Source organism: Moorena sp. SIO4A1 (assembly GCF_010672065.1).
Taxonomy (GTDB): domain Bacteria; phylum Cyanobacteriota; class Cyanobacteriia; order Cyanobacteriales; family Coleofasciculaceae; genus Moorena.
This window is the reverse complement of the sequence record NZ_JAAHHX010000007.1, coordinates 114,213-134,918: the sequence shown is the minus strand read 5'-3', so window position 1 is coordinate 134,918 and position 20,706 is coordinate 114,213. Positions and strand designations below refer to the sequence as shown.

Here is a 20,706-nt window from a genome sequence, read left to right as displayed (position 1 = left end):
CTACTCCTCACCTACAACCAAATCCCACAGGGCATCAATACCTCTGCCCACATAGTCGGAATCTTGGTGTTGTTCAATCCATTTAATCACAGTAGGCAGAACATGATTGGATGTTTTGCCCAATTTGCCCAAGGCTTCCGCTGCGCTACTACGCACAAAAGAATCATTATCTTGAAGCAGAGCTAGTAGGGCGTTGACTACAGCTTCTGAGCTGTTGCCCGAATTGCCCAAGGCTAAGGCTGTCCCCTGACGCACATAAGACTGATCATCCTGAAGCAGAGCTAGTAGGGCGTTGACTACGGTTTCTGAGCTGTTGCCCAAGTTGCCCAAGGCTAAGGCTGCCTTGCCACGCACATAATAGTGATCATCCTGAAGTCTTGATATTAGGGCATTGACTACGGTTTCTGAGCTATTGCCCAAGTTGCCCAAGGCTCTGGCTACCTGCCCACGCACATTAGACTGATCATCCTGAAGCCTTGCTAGAAGGGCGCTGACTACGGTTTCTGAGCTGTTACCCAATTTACCCAACCCTCTGGCTGCCTGACCGCGCACAAAATAATTATCATCTTGAAGCCTTGGTATTAGGGCGCTGACTACTGTTTGTGAGCTGTTGCCCAAGTTGCCCAAGGCTCTGGCTGCCCTCCAACGCACAAAATAATCATCATCCTGAAGCCGTGCTAGTAGGGTGCTGACTACAGTTTCTGAGCTGTTGTACAATTTGCCCAAGGCTTCGGCTGCACTCACACGCACATCAGGATCGGGATCCTGAAGCCGTGCTAGGAGGGTGCTGACTACGGTTTCTGAGCTGTTGCCCAATCTGCTCAAGGCATCGGCTACCCACCCACGCACATCAGGATCGGGATCCTGAAGCCGTGCTAGGAGAATGCTGACTACGGTTTCTGAGCTGTTGCCCAATTTACCCAAGGATCTGGCTGCCCTCCAACGCACATCAGAATTCTCATCCTGGAGCTTTGCTAGGAGGGCGTTTATTACAGTTTCTGAGCTATTGCTCAATTTATCCAAGGCATCGGCTGCACTCACACGGACATCAGAATTCTGATCCTTTAGCTGTGCTAGCAATATTGTAATTACCTGATCCTTTTCCCCTAACTCGGCTCGATAGTTCAGCAATCGCCAGTCATCAATTCGATGGGATTGCTGTTCTAACAATTCCAATACCTGTGATTTAAAATCTGTTTCATAGAAACTACAAATTATCTGAAAAACCTGCTCGCGAATCTTCTCACCAACCCGCTCTTTACTACTGACTTCTAACTCAAACAACTGCTGCAAAATCTCTTGCACCAATCCACGATCAGCACCAATAAAATTTTTTGGGTCTTCTGCCAAACAACTACCAGCAAACAACAAATCACGATGCAACCACTGCTCGTAGTTACTCTTATTAGTCAAAACTGCCCGAATCGCCCTCGCCGCCTTTTTCGGTTTTTGTTGTGCTATCAGCAATAGTAACACCTCGCGCCAGTGGGAGTCATGCAAATGCTCCCGAATCTGACTCAAAACAATCTCAAAATCTCCCTCATTATCCGCTTGATAGTCAATCTCTTCAGCACACAAATATTCCTGAAACGTCTTATGGACAAAACCATAACAATTTTGCCCTTGCTCATTCAATAAACCGGTGCGATCGCGAATCAAGGTGACAAATGCTTCTGCTTCTTCTTTAGCTTGGTATAACTGCACCTGCTTCAAGGTTTTAATCTGCTGACTCAACTGATCAATCAACTCATCCCGGTCTATCAGCGATGCAGCGCGGTCTTGGGGGTTTCCCCCATGAGCGACTGCATCAAGAAGCGTACCACTGTCGTTATCTTCAACATTTACCTGGGTATGAATCCAATACGCCAACAATTCCATCAATCGGCGCAAATCATATAAATCTAGATACTTAAATATTCCATGACTGCTGATTTCTTTGTTAGCATCCCAAGACGTTAACAACGTCTTGACAGCACAATTATAAAGCTCAAACCGTTCTTTGGGCAATACCGCTTGATACCGATGAATTAATGCAATGATTGTCAACAATAACGGATTTCGTGCCAATAGCTTAATCCGGTCATTATCATCTAGTGCTTTTCGTAAACTTTGCTTGCGCCTTTCAGCTTCTGCTTGGTCTTGAAACCTGCTGTTATACCAGTTATCAATAAACGCTGAAATCTTCTGATCATCAAAGGGTTCAATTTGATAGTGGGGAAATTCCTCAGTGCGGAAAAAGTCGCGCCGATAGCCAGCCGGTCTAGATGTAATAATAGCGCGATTTCTGTCAAACTGTCCCAAAAAATTCTCGATGCGCCTGACTACATCATTCCGTTTAGCGTCTTCTGCGACTTCATCCAAACCATCTAGCAATATCAACGCTCTACCATCATACAACCAATGCTCAAAAAATCCCACTGGTAAGGGTTTCACTGACATGGTGTTTTCAGCAAATACCCGAGCATAGTCGATCAGGCTTTTATCGAGATTTATCGCAAAATCTCGCATCCTAATTAAAATCGGTAGCCAGTCCGTATCACCATCTAATCCTAAAATCTCAGGATTTTGCTGAGCCAACATTACTGCAAAATAACTCATCAAGGTAGTTTTTCCCGAGCCTGGCGCACCCAATATCACTACTCGTCTCGACTGACTTTGGCTCAATAACTGCTCCGCCAAGAATTTCCGGCCAGTTGTCTTTGCCAATAGTGTTGTTTCTGACATTTCCCCACTACCAGCTGCTAACCAATCCCGTTCCCAAGCGCCAGCAGTTGATAGGTCTTCCACCACATCTGGCATTACAAAAATTTGGGCTAACTTCTCCGATTTTTCTACCTCTTGCCCAGGCACAGCAATGCCAGCAAATTTAACATCATCAAACCAGTTAGCTAGCTGCTCACAATAATCCTGTTTAGCTACCTGAAATTTTAGATAAGTATCCGTCTGCTGAAAATAAGCATTAATAAATGTCTCCACCCAAAGCTTGAGACTATCGTGATTCAGTTTAATATTATGCCCTTCAGCCTGCTGTTGAAATACCGTGATTAAAATCTCCCGATCAGGCTTCCCTTGATTAAGTAAGGGTTTTTGTAATTCCGCCAAAACTGCTGAATGTGTAAAATAGTCCCGCAAAAAATTATTAACTCCATTCCAGCCATCCGGTCTAGCCTGAAAAAATAAGCGCTGGCTCGGAGCCAGTTGTTTTTCCCATTCTTTTACTGCCGCTTCTCCCGCTTTGATTGCCTTGTCTACATCGCTTTTACTCAGAGCTTGACTTAAGCTATCCCATCCTTGTCCCGAAACAATCTCTAACAACGATTCCCCTATTTTCGGGATTGCCCAACCGGCTAATACTGACAAGGGTTCTATCATTGATCTCTAGTTATCGTTAATTATATTAATTATAGCAATTTAGGGAGTAGGGAGTAGGGAGTAGGGAGTAGGGAGTAGGGAACAGGGAACAGGGAATCGGGTTTTTTGCGTGGGTTTGGATCCCCCGTTTCCCTTAATAACGGGGACTTTTCAGATAGATTTCCGGGCTCCTCTTAGGAAGCAGTGAGTAGGGATTAGGGAGCAGGTATTCGGGTTTTTTGCGTGGGTTTGGATACCCCATTATCCCCCTTAATAAGGGGGAGTTTCCAGATAGATTTCCAGGCTCCCCTTAGCTAAGGGGGGCTGGGGGGGATCAATCTAGTAAATGCGATAGAAAGTTCGATACTCTGAAATATCTCCTACTCGAACACATAATTATTCTATCAAATTAAATGCTATACCAGAATTAAACTCTAACTCAAATACTATACCATAATTACCGTATTAATTTAAAAAAATATGATGTTGACTAAGTAATAAATGATGCTTAAACAGCTTATTTTAAGTTTAAAACTAATAAATTAATCGAATATGACGCTACGCGATTGGCCGTAGGCCACGCTAAAAGCGATCGCTTTTTTTTAAATAACCATAAAAATAATTTTTACCGCTAATTTAAAAGTTGTAAAAATAGTTGACAAAATAACAATGATTTTTTAAAATAAAATTGTCCCCAAAAACAACACAAAAAACCTTATGGACATCGAAAACTTTCTCCCAACTTTTGAGTATAATCCCAACAATCCTAATCTCCCTGAATTATCTGGCCAAGCCCAGCCAGGACGGGAGCAAATCAAACATATATTGATCGGTTCGCCCAAAACCGTGCGGGTCACAATCTATAATCTTTATAGCCGTGGCTACGCACAAGTTCATGAGTGGAGCACTCCTCAACCTACCGGAAATTCTGGTGAGGTGATCAGTATATTGATTCGACATCTGTTGGTAGATTAAGATAGCAACTTGCCAGGGATGCCAATCCCTGGCGACAGGTCAAAACTCAGGAGAAAGTACGAAGTCTGAAACCTAAGTTGGTATGTTGTTGATTTGGTGAACACATAGTCAAAAACCCTAGGGCTCTTGACTATTAAAAGAAATAATTCGGTCAAGCATTGGAATTAACCAGGACTTGACCGAATTTTTTTTTGTTGAGGGAACAGGGAACAGGGAACAGGGAATCGGGAATCGGGAATCGGGAATCGGGAATCGGGAATCGGGAATCGGGAATCGGGAGATTTTATATATCTGAGTGCGTAAGTCCTGTCATTCTCAAATCAAGACTTAATTGCGACAGTGCAATAGTTTTTTTAAAGTTTCCACGCTTAACACCCTTATCACCCCTTGTGATAGTGCAATAGTTTTTTCTAACCACCCTTACCACACTTACTGCACCTTGCGACAATGCAATAGTTTTTTTTCAAACACCCACATCACCTATATAACCCATTGCATCTTTTCAAAAATTGTGTTAAAGTAACAATATCGTTAAAACAATGGTTTTTCGCCATGATGATTTCTACCGCACAAGCCGCTGAATTACTAGGTATCTCTGCCACTCGCGTCCGTTTCCTTTTGAGCAAGGGCAGAGTCAAAGGAGCGTATAAGGTTGGTAGAACTTGGGTGATTCCCTTATTTGACGGTATGCCAGTGGTCACCCCTGGTACTCGTGGACCAAAGCGGAATTGGTCAAAGCGTACACAGTACACTAAAGCTGTGATCCACGTGAATCAAAAAGTGATTCGCCAAAATCACAACACCGGCGAACGCAATCCCGTGATTACCGTAAAACGCGGATCTAAAAACATTTACGGTCATACGGTTGAAGTCAATGGTCCTTGTCGGGTAATGTATCGCCCAGATGATCCCCTAAATTGTGGAGCACGGGTATGGATTGAGACGATTTCTGATTTTAAAGTTAGCTGAGCAAGGTCTAAGTTATTTAGTGATAGCGCTACGCCCTGGGAATTGGGAATAGCGATGAGTCAAGCATGGTCGAGAGACTTCTCAGACAACCTCTTAGGTGGTAGGCGATTTATTGGCAATCCCAAACAACCTACTTTATCGGTTTACCAATTGATAGATGGCGAATATAACGTTAATCAGTTCCGAGGAGCTAACCGTATTTTATCCTCAACCTTTCCAGAGTTAAGGTTAAATGCTGAACAGGTTTTTCAAGCGGTCAGTTATCAGTAGTAGTTACTATAAAAGGAATAGGAACTAGGAAAGTTCGGATCAGTATAAAAGAGATGCTATGGTGCGATGGCATAGCGGCTCTTTGCTGAGCATCCCATTAGCATTAACCATTGGCATTAACTTTTGTGCGATCGCATTATCATTAACCGTTGTGTCTAGGCATCCTTGAACTCTCCCCCCCACACTACCCACACTACCCACACTACCCACACTACCCACACTCTTCCCCGGTGAGGATCAATCCTCCTGACTGGCTTGGGGGAAAATAGTGAGCTGATTTGGAATAACCTAATCTGGTATTGTAACAATTTAAATTTAAGATTTGGTTAATTAAAGGTAAAATCAGGTGGACATTGGGAGTATAGATAGTGATTGAGATGCTCAAAGTAGGAACCTTAGTTCGAGTGATTTATCCTGATTATGTTGCGGGTCTTTCGGGTCGTATTGAAGCACAGGAAGAATCCGGTCGTTGGATAGTCAGATTAGAGGAAAATCCATTTGAGCAGAATGATCAACCATTTATACTATCTCTAGATGAGTCAGACTTTGAAGTGATAAAGCCTCCTTCATTGTAGTTAAGCTAGTTATTATATTTTCTAGTTATCAGATTTTCCATTTCCACCAAGCATGAAACACCAGATAAGTATAAATGAGTTCAAAGAAAACGTTAAAGCTGACTTTAACACCAGACCAAACTATGATCAAGGAAGCTTTCACCCTCGCCTAGCCAAGGGTCTAGTAGAACTATCCCACCTGAAAACTGGACAACGAATTCTAGATATTGCTACCGGCACAGGTTTAGTAGCAATTCTTGCCGCCAAAATTGTCGGTGCTTCTGGAGCTGTTGTCGGTGTAGATATTTCCTCAGGCATGCTCAATCTAGCCCAACAAAAAGTTAAAGCCGAAGGTCTCAACAACATCGAATTTATAGAAGCAGATGCAGAAAATTTCAACTTCCAAGATAATAGTTTCGATAGGATTCTATGTTCTTCAGCCATTGTATACTTAACAGATATCCCTGCTGCTTTACGCCAGTGGTATCGCTTCCTAAAACCAGGAGGATTAGTCGGATTTTCCTGTTTTGCCGCAAACGCCTTCCCCACAGGGGGTCTGTTTCGAGAAAAAGCACGAGACTATGGCATTGTAATTCCTAATCCCAATGGACCCCTTGGTAGTCCCGAGAAATGTCACCAGCTACTCACCGAAGCAGGTTTTCAAGACATCAACGTCAAAACCGATCAACTTGGTTACTACAGCAGTGATACTCAAACAGTAGCAGCAAACTCTTGGCGGGGAAACTCAAAGAGTGCCTTTGGCGCGGAAATTTTCCAGCTTTCTCCAGATAAATTAGCACAATTCAAAAATGAATTCTTTGCAGCCGTTGAGCGATTAGCCACAGCAAAAGGCATTTGGATAGATATTACAACGTTTTTTGTTTTCGCCAGGAAATCGGTAACATTTTCTATTATTAAATAATCCCTAGACGTTAGCTTAAGCGCTAATTCACAGGCTAGAAGCCTGTGCCACCCTACTTGAGGTGCTATCAGCTATCAGCTATCAGCTAATGCGCTAATTCACAGGCTAGAAGCCTGTGCCACCCTACTTGAGATCCGAACAGCTTGTGAATAAAATAAGCTGACTGCTGACTGCTGACTGCTGACTGCTTACCTTAGGTTTTTAAAGGTAAAACATTGCACTATTGCTATTATTTATTTTTCTGTTTGTTCTTCCTCCACCACTGGTATTGATTCTGTAGCACCTTCTGCTGAGTAGCCTGAAAATTTAGCCAATTGCTCTAAGGACAGCATACCTGGGTAAAACCGACCATTAATTTCCCAAGTTGGAAAGGCTCTGATCTTCGCTTCAATACAGAGGTTAGTTTGGGAGATTTCAGCCCTTCGGTCACATTCAATATAATTAATTTGCTTAAATGCCTCACCAAACATTTGCTTCTGCTTTGTGCAATAGGGACACCAGTAAGCCCCATACATTTTAGCACCAATTTTGTTCAAATGATCAGATAAAGAGGTGGCTGAAGGGGTAACTGGGAGTTCAGGAGCAGGGGATTCTAGGGTTAGTGTTGTCGGGGTAGGGGGTGAGGGTTCTCCTAAAGACGATTCGGCAGCTACTGTCAGTAGGGCAAGACTAGAAATCACCCAGACAGTCTTATTTAAATGACGGATAAATATCCATGGGAGTTTAATGCTAGGTTTTGCATTCATAGTTTGTAGGGTATATATTGGAATTATCCAGGGAATTAATCACTTCTTTACCGTTTTAACCTAATCTTATATGAAACTACCAAATCTTTATTAACGAGATCTAACGTCTCTAGTTTCTTTGCTTACCAGGCTGTCAGCAAATTATAGGGCTGATCATAGTAATGAGGTAAACAGGATTTTTTTCCACTTGCGAAGTTCTCTACTCCCTACTCCCTACTCCCTACTCTCTACTCCCTCCCTAAAACCTAGGACAAGGTACCTCAACCAATTCAAAACTGATAAGCGTGTTTCTAAATCAGATGTAAACCTAGGAGGTCTTTTTTTATTATCCAATAAAACTCCAGTCTAGCATGCATGCCTCTTGCCTTTTGCCTTTTAAAGCAATACCTGTGTTTACAACCCAGATAAAAACGGGCTTATCACATTGCCATACCTCTGAAGCTGAACGCGCACGCGTGCGCGTAGCGCATATGCTTACTTTTCTGGAATTAACCTCAGCATCAGTGAATTATATAATAACTAATCATCACTCTTTTTCATAAACAGGCAACTATGGTCAAACGTTTGCTTACCAAAGACATGCTCGACTTTGACGCTCCAGATCAAGTCAAGGAAGTTATCCAACCTGAAGGGCGTCCACCGGAAACAGACCCTACTCTGGGTATCCGTCCGGAATTAAGTAGTGAAGTCAACCAACAGCCAGGCACTCCCCGACATCGACTGGTCACGATTGGTGATTCCCTCAGCCAGGGCGTCCAGAATGGAGCAATTTTTAAAACTGATCTGTCCTATCCCATGATGATTGCTCAAGAAATGGGTTGGGAAGAACACCTGCGTCGTCCCAGCCAATATGGTGAATTTGGTGGATTGCCCCTGAATCTGGAGTATTTAGTTAGGCGGTTAGAGGCACAGTTTGGTGACCAGATACAGTGGTGGGAATTAGGACCGGCTCTGTTTTCAATCCGCGCATGGATGGATGACATAGAAGATTATTGGGAACGGGGTCCTGGTTGGCAAGGGGGCGTTGGCTCTACTGTTGCTATGGACAAAGGGATTAACCATAATCTTGCTATTTATGGGTGGAATCTCACAGACATTATCTCTAATGATGCAGATACTCTCAGAAACGCAATCCAGGCACCAACGGATGATCTATTGCGGCAAATCGTTGAGAATGCTAACGAACATGGGGCATTGAGGGTTTTGGACTCCGCACGGGATTCAGAGGGTAAAGCACTGACCCCAGTCCAAGCTGCGGTAGCACTAGGGCAAGAAGGAAGTTTAGAAAACGGTCAGGGAGATGGTATTGAAACCCTCATGGTCATGATTGGGGCGAATAATGCCATGGGCAGCATTGCTCAACTACAGGTCAGATGGAGTTGCGATCGCGATTGAACGCACCCCAGCCCAATCAGCGACCTACGGTCTGGTGTCCGGAAGATTTCAAAGCTGAATTGGATCAAGTAGTGGAGCAAATCAAGCAAATTAAAGCTCGCCATGTCATTTGGGCTACAGTTCCCCATGTCACCATTGCGCCCATTGGTCGTGGAGTAGGACATAAGATGGCTACTGGCTCGCGATACTTCCCCTACTACACCCGTCCTTGGATTAGCGACGAAGATTTCGACCCCAACCGTGACCCGCACATTACCGCACAACAAGCCCGAGCAATTGATAGCGTCATTGACCAGTACAACGAATATATTGCTGATGCTGTACGTCAGGCTCGAAAAGAAGGTCGAGATTGGTATTTATTTGAATTAGCAGGATTACTGGATTGCTTAGCTTATCGACGTTATATTGAAGACCCCGACGCCAGACCAGATTGGTGGACTCCCTATCAGCTACCACCCGAACTGGAAGCTCTTTCACCAGTACCGGATACTCGCTTTTTTAGATCCGATGCTACTGGTCGCACCAGCGGTGGTTTCTTCACCCTAGATGGCATTCACCCCACTACCATTGGCTACGGTATCGTTGCTCAAGAATTGATCACCATTATGCAGCAACAAGCTGGTGTCAAGTTTTATCGCAAAGACGGTCCCACAGAGCGTCATGATCCAGTCAAGATCAATTTCCAGCGCCTGATTGCTCTAGATACCTTGATTTCCGACCCACCGAAATCTTTATCGAGTAGTCTGAAATGGCTCGATTGGCTCGATCAGAACTTGCAGATTTTCCAGCGCTTACTGAGAAAGAGTAATTGAAAACTGAAGAATTAAGAATGAAGAATGCAGAATGAATAAATTCTAAGTTCTAAATTATAAATTATTCATTCAACTAGGGATTAAACTAGTGATTAATTTCAAGGCGAATAATTTAGCAATCTATCCAATTGATGGGTTGAATCAATACTTAGGGTGAAGTTGCTAAGATTCCTTAAAAATATCTAAGTATGGAGCGTAAGCAAAAGCGCGATTACGTTTTTGCCCGGTAATTTCTTCTAAAAGACCAACATCACACAGATCATTCACTAATTTGTTGGCATTAGGATATGTGCGTTTAATAATTTCTTGAACCTGTTCAACAGTGATAATTGGTCTAAAATAAAGGCTATCTAGCAGTACTATAGCCTGTCCGGCTCGATTACCCATGGTATTGAGGAGTAGTTGATGATGTTCTTCCTTCATGGTGACTATGTTGCGGGCAGTAGCGGACGCTTCTTGAGCGACTTCGTAAACACCACGCAGAAAGAACTTTAGCCAGCCTTCCCAATTGCCACTATCTCTGACAGCTTGAAGTCGGTCATAGTATTCAGAGCGATATTTCTTGAAATAGTAAGAGAGATATAAAAGTGGGCGCTTGAGTATATTCTGCTCACATAGAAGAAATGTAATTAGTAGACGCCCCGTTCTGCCATTGCCATCAAGAAAAGGGTGAACTGTCTCGAACTGAGCATGAGCCAATCCAATTTTGAGCAAAGCGGGCATTGGTTTTGAATCATACAAAAACTTTTCTAGATTATCTAAAGCTTGTGCCATTTCATGGGGTGGAGGTGGAACGTAAGTAGCGTCTTTGAGGGAACATCCTTTAGAACCAATCCAATTCTGGGTACGACGAAACTCACCTGGAGCTCGCTCAGAACCTCGCACTCCTTGCATTAACTTCTGGTGTATTTCCCGAATCAGGCGCAAACACACAGGTAAATCCTTCAAGCGCTCAAGACCGTGGTTAATAGCAGCGATATAGTTAACCACCTCAGCCACTTCTTGAGGATTATCTGGTTCGAGTGTTTGGAATTCAAATTCCAGAACATCTATCAAAGATGCCTGTGTTCCCTCAATCTGACTCGACAAAACCGCTTCTTTGCGAACATACATAAACACAAATAGGTCAGGGTTAGGCAGAGCATCTGTTGATCCATCTAGCCTACCCAGTGCACGATCCGCCTGAGATAGAAGCTGCCACATCTCGTCATCCATAATGATGTCAGGCACAGGCGGCAACAGATTCGGTATGAAAGCTTTATATCCACTAAGCTGATCCACATACTGACCTGCTCTGTTAGCGCTAACCATTATTATCAGTTTCGTTAATACTGAATAACTTTCAGCTCTATATTAACGAAAAGCATGGCTTTTCGTTAATAAGCGTATAAATCAAAATTTCTATGATATAATTACCAGATCGAAAAAATCCACTCAAGGGATCCAGTACTATGCTAAAGGTCAGCTTCAGGGTAACTCAGATTTCGATAAACTGAATAAAAAATGCACTTGAGGCGATTATGACCCAAAACAATCGCTCCCCATGGGATGCTGGCAGATTCATACAAACCCTAAGCTACTTTGAGGTTATCCCTTTCCTGAGCTGCCTACAGCGATTATTCACAGGTCGTGCCAATAATCAAAAATCGAGCCAAGGTAAAGACAAAGATATGGGAGTAATACTGGTAGCTGGGGCAACTGGCGGTGTAGGTAAGCGAGTGGTTCGCCGTCTGCTTGAGCAGAATTATCCTGTACGTGCCCTAGTTATAAATGCCGAGAAAGCTAGGGAAATCCTTGGGGATAACCTGGAACTATTTGAGGCAGATATCACTAATCCAGACACCTTGACTCCAGCACTGTACAAGAACATTACTGCTGTAGTGTGTTGTACGGGAGCGCAGGTGCAATCCATAGAAGGAGACACCCCGAACCAGGAAAAATACGATCAGGGCATCAAGTTCTATAGGCCAGAAGTGGTCGATAGCCCTGAACTAGTGGAGTATCAGGGTATCAAGAACTTAGTACAAGCCGCAGCCGAGTCTCTCGAACCAGGCAAACAACTCCTATTTGACTTCCAAAACCCTTCCGATGACTTACAAGAAACCTGGGGTGCTGTGGATGATGTAGTAATGGGTGGTGTCAGCGAGAGTTCAATTCGCCTCATCGACAAGGCTGCCCTGTTTACTGGCAATGTCTCAACGGCAAATTCTGGGGGCTTTGTGTCAGTACGCACCCGCAATCTCCCAACTCCCCTCAACTTAGCTGAGTACGAAGGACTAGAACTGCGAGTTAAAGGGGATGGTCAACGGTATAAATTTATATTGCGTAATGAATCGAAATGGGATGGAATTGCCTACTGCTATTCCTTCGACACCCAGAAAGATCAGTGGATGAATGTTTCGATTCCCTTTGCTGATTTGATTCCGGTATTTCGAGCCAAAACCTTGAAAGATGCTGCTCCCTTCAACCCCAGTCGCATCTGTGCTATACAGCTAATGCTGAGTAAATTTGAATATGATGGCGCGCTCAACCCAAAATTTGCTCCAGGTTCTTTTGTCCTACAGCTGGAAACTATTAAAGCCTATGGGGGTATCACCAAGCCCCAATTCATTATGATTAGCTCAGCCGGGGTAACTCGTCCAGGTCGTCCAGGAATTAACCTCGAGGAAGAACCACCAGCGGTACGAATGAACGACCAACTGGGGGGAATTCTAACCTGGAAACTCCGGGGAGAAGAAGCCGTTCGCGACAGTGGTGTTTCCTATACCATCATCAGACCTTGTGCTTTGACAGAAGAGCCGGGAGGTCAAGCCTTAGTGTTTGCTCAAGGAGACAATATCCGAGGTAAAGTAAGTCGGGAAGATATTGCTGAACTTTGTGTTCAGGTACTAGAGCAACCCAAGGCTTGTAATGTCACCTTTGAAGTCAAAGAAGCAACTGATGGTTTGCGAGACTGGCAAACTCTCTTTTGCGATATCAATACCGACAGCAATTAAGTATAAGGAAATTCGAATTGAGAATTAAGAATTAAGAATTAAGAATTAATTCTTCCTAACTTGCCAGACGCTCCGATGCTTGAGATTTCATCAGGGTAACCAACTCTTGAAGTCCTCTTTTGACATGCCGCGTCACTGTCATCGGACTCACTCCAATTCGTTTAGCTGCCTCCTTGCGGGGGAGTTCTCGTAAGAAAACAAACTCTATAGCTGCCTGAGTTTTATCTTCTAGCTGACTCAAGGCACCGTGGAGCTGTTGTCGGTCTTCTTCCCAATAGTGTAAATTTTCTTCATAGTAATCCGGTAGAGTCTCTCCTAAAGTCATGGGTTGATCGACCTTCTGAGAAACCGTGGCATCCAAACTTAAAGGCAAACGATTTTGAACTGCCAACTTACTTTCCTGCCACTCTTGCAGTGATACATCCAAAGCCTTAGCAATTTCTTCATCTCTGGGGAAGCGTCCCAAGTTAGTTGCTAAGTTTTTGCTGACTCTTTTCCCTGCCTGCTGCAGTTCCTGCCATCGGCGAGGAATCTTGACCAGAGAACCCCTGTCGCGCAAGAAATGTAGCATCTCACCGCGAATGTAAGGCACTGCTAAGGAACTGAATGCACAACCTTGATGGGGGTCGAACCGCTCAATAGCACGAATCAAGCCGATGTAACCCATTTGCTCGAGGTCTTCATAAGGTTCAGCACACTTCTGGCTGACTATATGAGCAATCTTCCTCACTAACCCAGCATTTAATCTTACTATCTGATTGCGAAGTTGAATTGATGGATTTCGGTAGTACGCAATCAGAAGTTCCATTCCTTGAAAACCAACAGACCCAATAGCCATTCTCAAAATATCCCAGAAGTGGAAACCTATTTACGACACGAGGCTTAGCCTAAGCAATTAATCTTCTTCAACTCATTGTCTGTAGAGATTATCTTTGCTACTATGGTCTTTTTACTGAAAAAACAAACTACCGTTTTTGTTTTCTCTGTACAATCACGCAAATTTAAACGCCAAGGCCAAGATAGTGATAAATTCCTATACCGTCTTCAATTTGGTATAATATATAACCTAATGACGCGCAAGTGGCAACTAGCAAAAAGTGGCAACTAGCAAAAAGTGGCAACTAGTACTCTGTCAATTTAGTTTTGAGGGTTAGGGCAAGGTTAATGGTATTAGATATTAGGTATTAGGTGTTAGGTATTAGGTGTTAGGTATTAGGTGTTAGGTAAGCATTCAGCTATCAGCTATCAGCTATCAGCTATCAGCTATCAGCTATCAGCTATCAGACCAATTAAAGTAGGGTGGGCAAAGTAGTATAATCTCGAATACTCAAAACAAGCAAACTGTTTTTGCCCACCCTACAAGCTATCAGACCAATTAAAGTAGGGTGGGCAAAGTAGTATAATCTCGAATACTCAAAAGAACCAAACTGTTTTTGCCCACCCGACAAGCTGCTATCAGCACCTCAAGTATCAGCCATTCGCGTAGCGTGGCCAAGGCTGACGGCTGACCGCTGACCGCTGACCGCTGACGGCTGAATGCTTACGCTATCTTTGAATAAAATAAGCACCTCAAGTAGCGTGAGCTTTTACCTCACGGCTGACCGCTGACGGCTGAATGCTTACGCTGTTAGGTATTAGGTATTCGGAAAAAGTATAGTTTACCCCTCAATTAAATTTGGACGGAGTACTAGGCAAGTCGGTTTTCCGTCCTGCCACAAGATTGCGGATATGGTTCAAAATAGGAGTAGTTATCAATCAATCCTGATACTTTATCCAGAAAATTCTTGACTAAAATCTCATGAGTAGTACCAGTAACTTTCGTCAAGCAATTCGTGAATCTCAAGGTCGAGCCCTAGTTGGTCCGAATGTTATTGCTAACGCCCTGCCCTTCCTGGGTGGTGGACTAGTCTTAACTGCACTAGGTGTCTATGGTGGTCTGGGAGTGATTTCAAGCAACCCAGGGCTATTTATGACCACCATCTGGCTTGCCCTAATTGCCGAACTTATTCTTTTCTTCGTTGCCCGTGGTGTGGCTGAGAACGGAAACAACACTGTAGCTTTGCCTCTTCTAGCTACTTACAGTCTCTTGTCCGGCTACACCCTCAGTGGCTTAATATTNGTAATTTCTACCAGTAGGGGTCAAAAGGTTAGTGACATGAAGCAGCAAAATCCCCCAGAAACACTAGCCCCATACAGTGCTCGCTCTCTATTAACCCTATCCCGGGCAATAATGTTCTCCCAAGGAGAATTTGCACTGATTTTGGTGCGATGCAACTACGAGTTATTTAGGAAGCAAATATGGGAGTACGTCCGAGAAATCACAGAGCTCACCTATGGTGAGCTAGTTCTTAACAAGTCTAGTCAAACTCTATTTAGTAATATCTTTAGCACCCAACAGTATGGGACAACATCTGCCCTAATGGTATCGGGTCTAGAGTCAGTTGATGCCATCAACCAGGTACTACTTTCGGCTAACCAGGTGCGAGATGAATTGCCCAAATGCTTAACCTGTCCTTTAGTGGTATGGGTAACTGACCAGGGACTTCAAAAGTTGATCAGGCTTGCTCCTTATTTTAAAAATTGGGCTACTACCTCGATTCGGTTTGAACTTACCATTGACCAATTACTCGCTTTATGTTACAGAACGGCAGATGAAATCTTTGGCAATATTTTCGCTAGAGACTTGGGAGAGTTTTTGCCCAACAAGGTGCTTTCTTTGGCTCCCGATTGCCCCCGACGCCAAGAATTTGAGTCGGCATTACAGGATTTGCAATCTCATGATATCAGCGTAGATTCTGTCCTACTAGCTACCAAGCATTTTATTCTAGGGCGAGATGCCTTTGAAAATGACCAGATTAATCTGGCCTTGGAGCATTATCAGCAGAGTCTAAATTGTTGGCAGCAGGATATAGGAGAATGGGGCGGCTGCTTGGGCAGTGAGGCTCCCCATTCAGAGCAACACTATTATAAAAACCTTAAACCGGTAAAAGTATGTACAACTATCCAAGGTAAAGCTTCTAGGAAGAGAAAAGAGGGCACAAGGGACACAGCTACATGTTTTGATCAACCTCTCGGACAAACTAAACACTCAATACCCCCCTTATGTGATCCCCCCCTCACCCCTTCAGGTTTAGAACGGCTTGGTTTAGTGTTCCATCACATCGGCTTGTGCTATTGCCGTCAAGCCCAGTTGCAAGGCTCCATCGGTTGCCATCAGTGGGAGCAAGCCCAGAAAAACTTCTGTACTGCCATTGACCTGTTTACTAAAACAGGACGCTTGGACTTGGTGGCTCAGTTGACCATAAAATTGGGAGAAGTCCTACAACACCTGGAACATTGGACAGAATTAGAAGCTTTAGCGCTAGCGTTTCTGGCACAACCTCACACTCAAGATAATCCAGTTCAGCTCTCTCGAGCCTATGGCTTTTTGGCAACAGTTGCCTATGAGCAATCGAATTGGAACCATGCTATAGACTTAGCCCTCACAGCTGTGCGCACTCTGGAGACATCTCAGCCAACTCTCAACGCTAAAAACCTTTGCCACCGAGGTTCCTATCTGCTGCTAGCTGCTAGATCTGTGCGTCAGCTGGGCAAGCCAAAATCTGCCATTAATTATCTTGAACAAGCTATAAACCTCAAAACTATCGAGCCCAACCCTCTACAGCAGCAGCCTCAACTGTTCATGGAGCTGTTGGAGGAATTGCGATCGCTCTATTTCGAGCAAAAAGCATACCAACGAGGGTTTGAACTTAAGCAACAAAAACGCTTGATAGAACAACAGTTTAGGTTTTCTACCTTTGCTGGTATGGCTCCCTTACAGAGTGTCGGGCCAAGTCGAGAAACTGACGCAACGATTACCAAGAAAGGTTTTTGTCCATCAGCCCTAGAAATCGCAGCAGCTGGACGTCAAACCGATGTCAACGGCCTGCTCGAACGCATTAGCCGCAATGACCACAAACTAACCGTGATTCACGGGACTTCCGGCGTTGGCAAGAGTTCCCTGATTAATGCTGGTTTAGTTCCTGCACTTAGCTCCAGAATTATTGGTGCTAGACAAACCTTGACGGTGGTGCAAACCGTTTACAGGAATTGGCTCGGTGAGCTGGAAAAACGTCTAGACCTTGAATTAGCAAGTACAGTAGTCTTCAAGTTTAAAGATGCCAACCTTTCACCTTCAACCGTTCAACCTACCGGAAGGGAACCCCTACGGCGAACAATCTACCCGAAGGGAACGCCTACGGCTAACAACTTACCCGACTCCAACGCCTGCGGTGAACAACCTTTAATCCTTAAACCAATTCTCGATAAGTTGTATCGGTGTTCCCAGCATAACTTATTAACCGTCCTGATTTTTGACCAGTTTGAAGAATTTTTTTTCCTTGCCACCGACTTAGAGCAACGACATCAGTTTTATAATTTTTTAGCCCAGGCTCTCAATCTCCCCTTTGTAAAAATAATCTTGTCTATGCGAGAAGATTATCTACATTACTTGTTAGAGTTTGAGCGCTTTAAGGATCTCAGTGTCATTAACAACAATATCCTAGATCAGAAGCTGCGTTATCACTTAGGTGATCTGTCCCCAGAGAATGCCAAAAACGTTATTCACTCCTTAACAGCAGTATCTCAGTTTAAGTTAGAACCTGCTCTAATCGAAGCACTGGTAAAGGATTTAGTCACCAATACCGGAGTGGTGCGCTTAATTGAGTTACAAGTCGTGGGTGCTCAGCTACAAGCGGAAAAAATTACTACCCTTGAAGGATACCGAGCTTTGGGAAATGACCCCAAGACAGTTCTAATCGAGCGATCGCTTTCCCAAATTATCTATGATTGTGGGCCAGAGAATGAAGATGCCGTCTGGGAGGTTTTATTTTCCTTAACCGATCAACGAGGTACCCGTCCGTTAAAAACCCAAGCTGAGTTAGCAGTCTCCAATGGTAACAACGCCAAACTAACTCAAATCCCCTTGATTTTGGAAATTTTGGTAGGTTCTGGTTTAGTCTTCCGAGTGCCAGAAACACCACAAAACCGATATCAGCTAATTCATGATTATCTAGTTCTACCGATTCGTCAAAAATATAAGCAACGTACCCAATCTAATATTAGAGTACGGCTAAAACAAAGTGAGAGTCAACTGTTGCGGGTTCGTAAACAACGACTGCGTGCCATTGCCATTAGCACAGTGATGGCACTTTTAGCAGTGACCAATGGTGGCTTGAGATGGCGAGCCGAAGCTCAACGAATCAATGCTATGCTTAGTGCGCTGAGTGCCTCTTCAGAAGCTCTTTTCGTGTCTAATAAAACCTTTGATGCTTTGCTCGAAGGGTTAAGAGCCGCAAAAAAACTACAGCAGGAAGAGCAGCAATATCTACCATCTCGAACAGTAGATGCAGATACCCGTCTACAAGTAATCACAGCTCTGTCCCAGGCAGTTTATTCAGTTTCCGAACACAATCGACTGGAAGGACATAGTGATATTGTTTCGAGCATCAGTTTTTCCCCAGATGGTCAGTTTATTGCCTCCACCAGCCGCGATAAAACGGTAAAACTGTGGCATCCTGATGGCAAGTTAATCCAAACCCTAGAAGGTCATCAAGATAGTGTAACCAGCGTATCGTTTAGTCCAGATAGTCAGTTAATTGCCTCTAGTAGCTGGGATGGCACAGTCAGACTATGGCGTCAAACTGGCCAGCTAGTCAGAACAATTACCACTAATGCTGGTCATATATACAGTGTCAGTTTTAGTCGAGATGGCCAGATGATGGCTGCGGCTGGCAAAGATAAGAAAATTCGATTATGGACCGTTGATGGCAAATTAATTAAAACCTTTTCCGGTCACCGGGGTGTAGTGCGGTCGGTAAGCTTTAGTGGAGATGGCAAGATCATTGCTTCTGCTAGTGCGGATAACACCATTAAGTTGTGGAGTCAAACGGGAAAATTGCTAAATACTCTTAGAGGACATAGCGCTCAGGTGAATTGTGTAGTATTTAGTCCAGATAGTCAGTTAATTGCCTCCGCTAGCGATGATCAAACGGTCAGGTTGTGGAGTGCCAATGGCAAGCTAATCAAAACCTTTCCCAAGCACCAGCGATGGGTTAATGGTGTTTCTTTCAGTGCTGATGGTCAACTGATTGCCTCTGCCAGTGATGATAATACAGTGCGGCTATGGAACCGTGAAGGCACTTTAATAAACACGTTTAAGGGACACAGCGATGGGGTTAGTGGTGTCAGTTTCAGTCCTACTAAACCTTTTAGTTCTCAAAACAACCTAGCTTACAGCAAGTCCCATATTCCTCTACAACCATCCAACCCTCAAACTGACCAACTGATTCTGGCTTCAGCCAGCCACGATAAAACTATCAAGCTCTGGAGTAGTATTAATCAGTCTCACGTAATTTTAAGAGGACATCAGGATGATGTACAGGATGTCACCTTTTCTCCAGACTCTCAACAGATTGCGACAGCTAGTAATGACAGAACTGTTAAGCTTTGGGATCGCAACGGTAAGCTGCTCCACACCTTGAAAGGGCATCATGATCTCGTCTATAGCATCAGTTTCAGTCCTGATGGTGAGCTAATTGCCTCCGGTAGTCGAGATGGCACCGTGAAACTGTGGCATCGTAGCGGTACTTTGATTAAGACAATAAAGGGACATCAGGACTGGGTATTGAATGTTAGTTTTAGTCCTGACTCGAAGCGCCTCGCGTCTGCCAGTCGGGACAGGACAGTAAAAATTTGGGATCGCACTGGTAAATTGATTAATACCCTGACTGGTCATAGTGAGCGGGTTAATGCAGTTAAGTTTAGCCAGGATAGTCAGCGATTGGCATCGGCCAGTGATGATAAAACTGTAAAGCTGTGGAGTGCTGATGGGAAACTTCTGAAAACACTACCAGGTCATCACAATTGGGTTTTGGATCTCAGCTTCTCACCCGACAACAAGTTCTTAGCAACAGCAAGCTATGATAACACAGTGAAACTCTGGCGCAAAGATGGCACCTTACAATCAACCCTCAAAGGCCATACTGATAGTGTGGCGAAAGTCCATTTTAGCCCCAAGGGCAAAATTTTGGCAACCAGCAGCTGGGACAACCAGGTTCAGCTATGGCGCTTCGACGACACCCTGATCAAAACCTTGAAAGCTGGTGAGCATCGCGTCACAAATCTTAGCTGGAGCCATGATGGAACAGCTTTGGCAGTGGCTAGTGAAGATGCTACAGTGGCAATTTGGAATTTGAATTTAGACGATCTGCTAGATAAAAGCTGCCACTGGCTCAGAAATTATCTCCAAAACAACCCAGAAGTCAGAGAAAGCGATCGCCAACTCTGTCAGCTGATCACAAACAGCCATATGAAATAGAATAATCAGTAAGTCCTTTGCGGTAATGTTAGACTGGGAAATAGTGAATAGGTAATCATTGAACAACTAACGATGAAAACCAATGACCACAATAATTTTCCGGAGGGGAAGTTGGGTGGGAGGAAAATTAATAATATGGGACTGATACCCCCAGCTTCCTTATCCTTAGTCAGGATAGGTTATTTCTTGAAATCCTAGCTAGATGGGATTATGGTGGTGTGGTGTGGTGGTATGATGGCGTGATTAGCTAATGAGGTTAGTATGGATAAATAATATCCTCACGACCCTAATCAACAACATAGATGACCCCTAAAAGGCTATAGCCATAGGGGTATATTACCAGGGTTATACTACCCAAA

General features: G+C 44.0%; 14 protein-coding genes and 1 pseudogene. 10 read left to right on the top strand and 5 right to left on the bottom strand.

Features of this window, described 5'->3' with window-relative positions; genetic code table 11:
• On the bottom strand, positions 1-3,372 hold the full coding sequence (locus F6K53_RS07150; RefSeq protein ID WP_293072044.1) for a sister chromatid cohesion protein PDS5: 3,372 nt from the start codon (positions 3,370-3,372) through the stop codon (positions 1-3).
• A gap of 696 nt (positions 3,373-4,068) precedes the next feature.
• Between F6K53_RS07150 and F6K53_RS07145 the strand changes: the two genes are divergently transcribed.
• From F6K53_RS07145 to F6K53_RS07135, 3 genes and pseudogenes are all read left to right on the top strand, one after another.
• Positions 4,069-4,326, top strand: a complete 258-nt coding sequence (locus F6K53_RS07145; protein WP_293048106.1) for a hypothetical protein — start codon at positions 4,069-4,071, stop codon at positions 4,324-4,326.
• A gap of 552 nt (positions 4,327-4,878) precedes the next feature.
• Positions 4,879-5,295, top strand: coding sequence for a helix-turn-helix domain-containing protein (locus tag F6K53_RS07140; RefSeq protein ID WP_293024842.1), 417 nt, complete (start codon positions 4,879-4,881; stop codon positions 5,293-5,295).
• Between the two features lie 93 nt (positions 5,296-5,388).
• Positions 5,389-5,565: pseudogene (locus tag F6K53_RS07135) on the top strand (Uma2 family endonuclease); the annotation flags it as partial.
• 39 nt (positions 5,566-5,604) lie between these two features.
• Here F6K53_RS07135 and F6K53_RS07130 read toward each other — a convergent pair.
• The gene (locus F6K53_RS07130) at positions 5,605-5,784 is read right to left on the bottom strand and encodes a hypothetical protein (protein WP_293072045.1); all 180 of its coding nucleotides are present in this window, start codon (positions 5,782-5,784) and stop codon (positions 5,605-5,607) included.
• Positions 5,785-5,942: 158 nt separating this feature from the next.
• Between F6K53_RS07130 and F6K53_RS07125 the strand changes: the two genes are divergently transcribed.
• Both F6K53_RS07125 and F6K53_RS07120 read left to right on the top strand, forming a co-directional pair.
• A complete protein-coding gene (locus F6K53_RS07125; protein WP_075905805.1) occupies positions 5,943-6,140 on the top strand; it encodes a hypothetical protein in 198 nt (65 codons plus the stop codon).
• A gap of 52 nt (positions 6,141-6,192) precedes the next feature.
• A complete protein-coding gene (locus tag F6K53_RS07120; protein WP_293072046.1) occupies positions 6,193-7,041 on the top strand; it encodes a class I SAM-dependent methyltransferase in 849 nt (282 codons plus the stop codon).
• A gap of 233 nt (positions 7,042-7,274) precedes the next feature.
• On the opposite strand, the gene F6K53_RS07115 is transcribed toward F6K53_RS07120, so the two are convergent.
• Entirely contained in the window at positions 7,275-7,787 is a 513-nt protein-coding gene (locus F6K53_RS07115; protein ID WP_293024851.1) for a hypothetical protein, read from the bottom strand.
• Positions 7,788-7,974: 187 nt separating this feature from the next.
• Between F6K53_RS07115 and F6K53_RS07110 the strand changes: the two genes are divergently transcribed.
• The 3 genes from F6K53_RS07110 (at position 7,975) to F6K53_RS07100 (ending at position 9,994) form a co-directional block, all read left to right on the top strand.
• Positions 7,975-8,136: a hypothetical protein gene (locus F6K53_RS07110; RefSeq protein WP_293024853.1), complete on the top strand. Its 162-nt coding sequence runs from the start codon at positions 7,975-7,977 to the stop codon at positions 8,134-8,136.
• Positions 8,137-8,339: 203 nt separating this feature from the next.
• Entirely contained in the window at positions 8,340-9,182 is an 843-nt protein-coding gene (locus tag F6K53_RS07105) for a hypothetical protein (protein WP_293071324.1), read from the top strand.
• A complete protein-coding gene (locus F6K53_RS07100) occupies positions 9,167-9,994 on the top strand; it encodes a hypothetical protein (protein ID WP_293071323.1) in 828 nt (275 codons plus the stop codon). Before F6K53_RS07105 ends, F6K53_RS07100 begins: the two co-directional genes overlap by 16 nt.
• A gap of 162 nt (positions 9,995-10,156) precedes the next feature.
• Here the strand turns inward: F6K53_RS07100 and F6K53_RS07095 are convergent, their stop codons facing one another.
• A complete protein-coding gene (locus tag F6K53_RS07095; RefSeq protein ID WP_293024859.1) occupies positions 10,157-11,305 on the bottom strand; it encodes a Fic family protein in 1,149 nt (382 codons plus the stop codon).
• A 209-nt stretch (positions 11,306-11,514) separates the two neighbouring features.
• Between F6K53_RS07095 and F6K53_RS07090 the strand changes: the two genes are divergently transcribed.
• The gene (locus F6K53_RS07090) at positions 11,515-12,990 is read left to right on the top strand and encodes a CIA30 family protein (RefSeq protein ID WP_293024861.1); all 1,476 of its coding nucleotides are present in this window, start codon (positions 11,515-11,517) and stop codon (positions 12,988-12,990) included.
• 55 nt (positions 12,991-13,045) lie between these two features.
• Here F6K53_RS07090 and F6K53_RS07085 read toward each other — a convergent pair whose 3' ends face one another.
• Entirely contained in the window at positions 13,046-13,828 is a 783-nt protein-coding gene (locus F6K53_RS07085) for an RNA polymerase sigma factor SigF (RefSeq protein WP_293024862.1), read from the bottom strand.
• A gap of 960 nt (positions 13,829-14,788) precedes the next feature.
• Here F6K53_RS07085 and F6K53_RS07080 point away from each other — a divergent pair.
• Positions 14,789-20,347: a Bax inhibitor-1 family protein gene (locus tag F6K53_RS07080; RefSeq protein WP_293080228.1), complete on the top strand. Its 5,559-nt coding sequence runs from the start codon at positions 14,789-14,791 to the stop codon at positions 20,345-20,347.
• Positions 20,348-20,706: the final 359 nt, after the last annotated feature.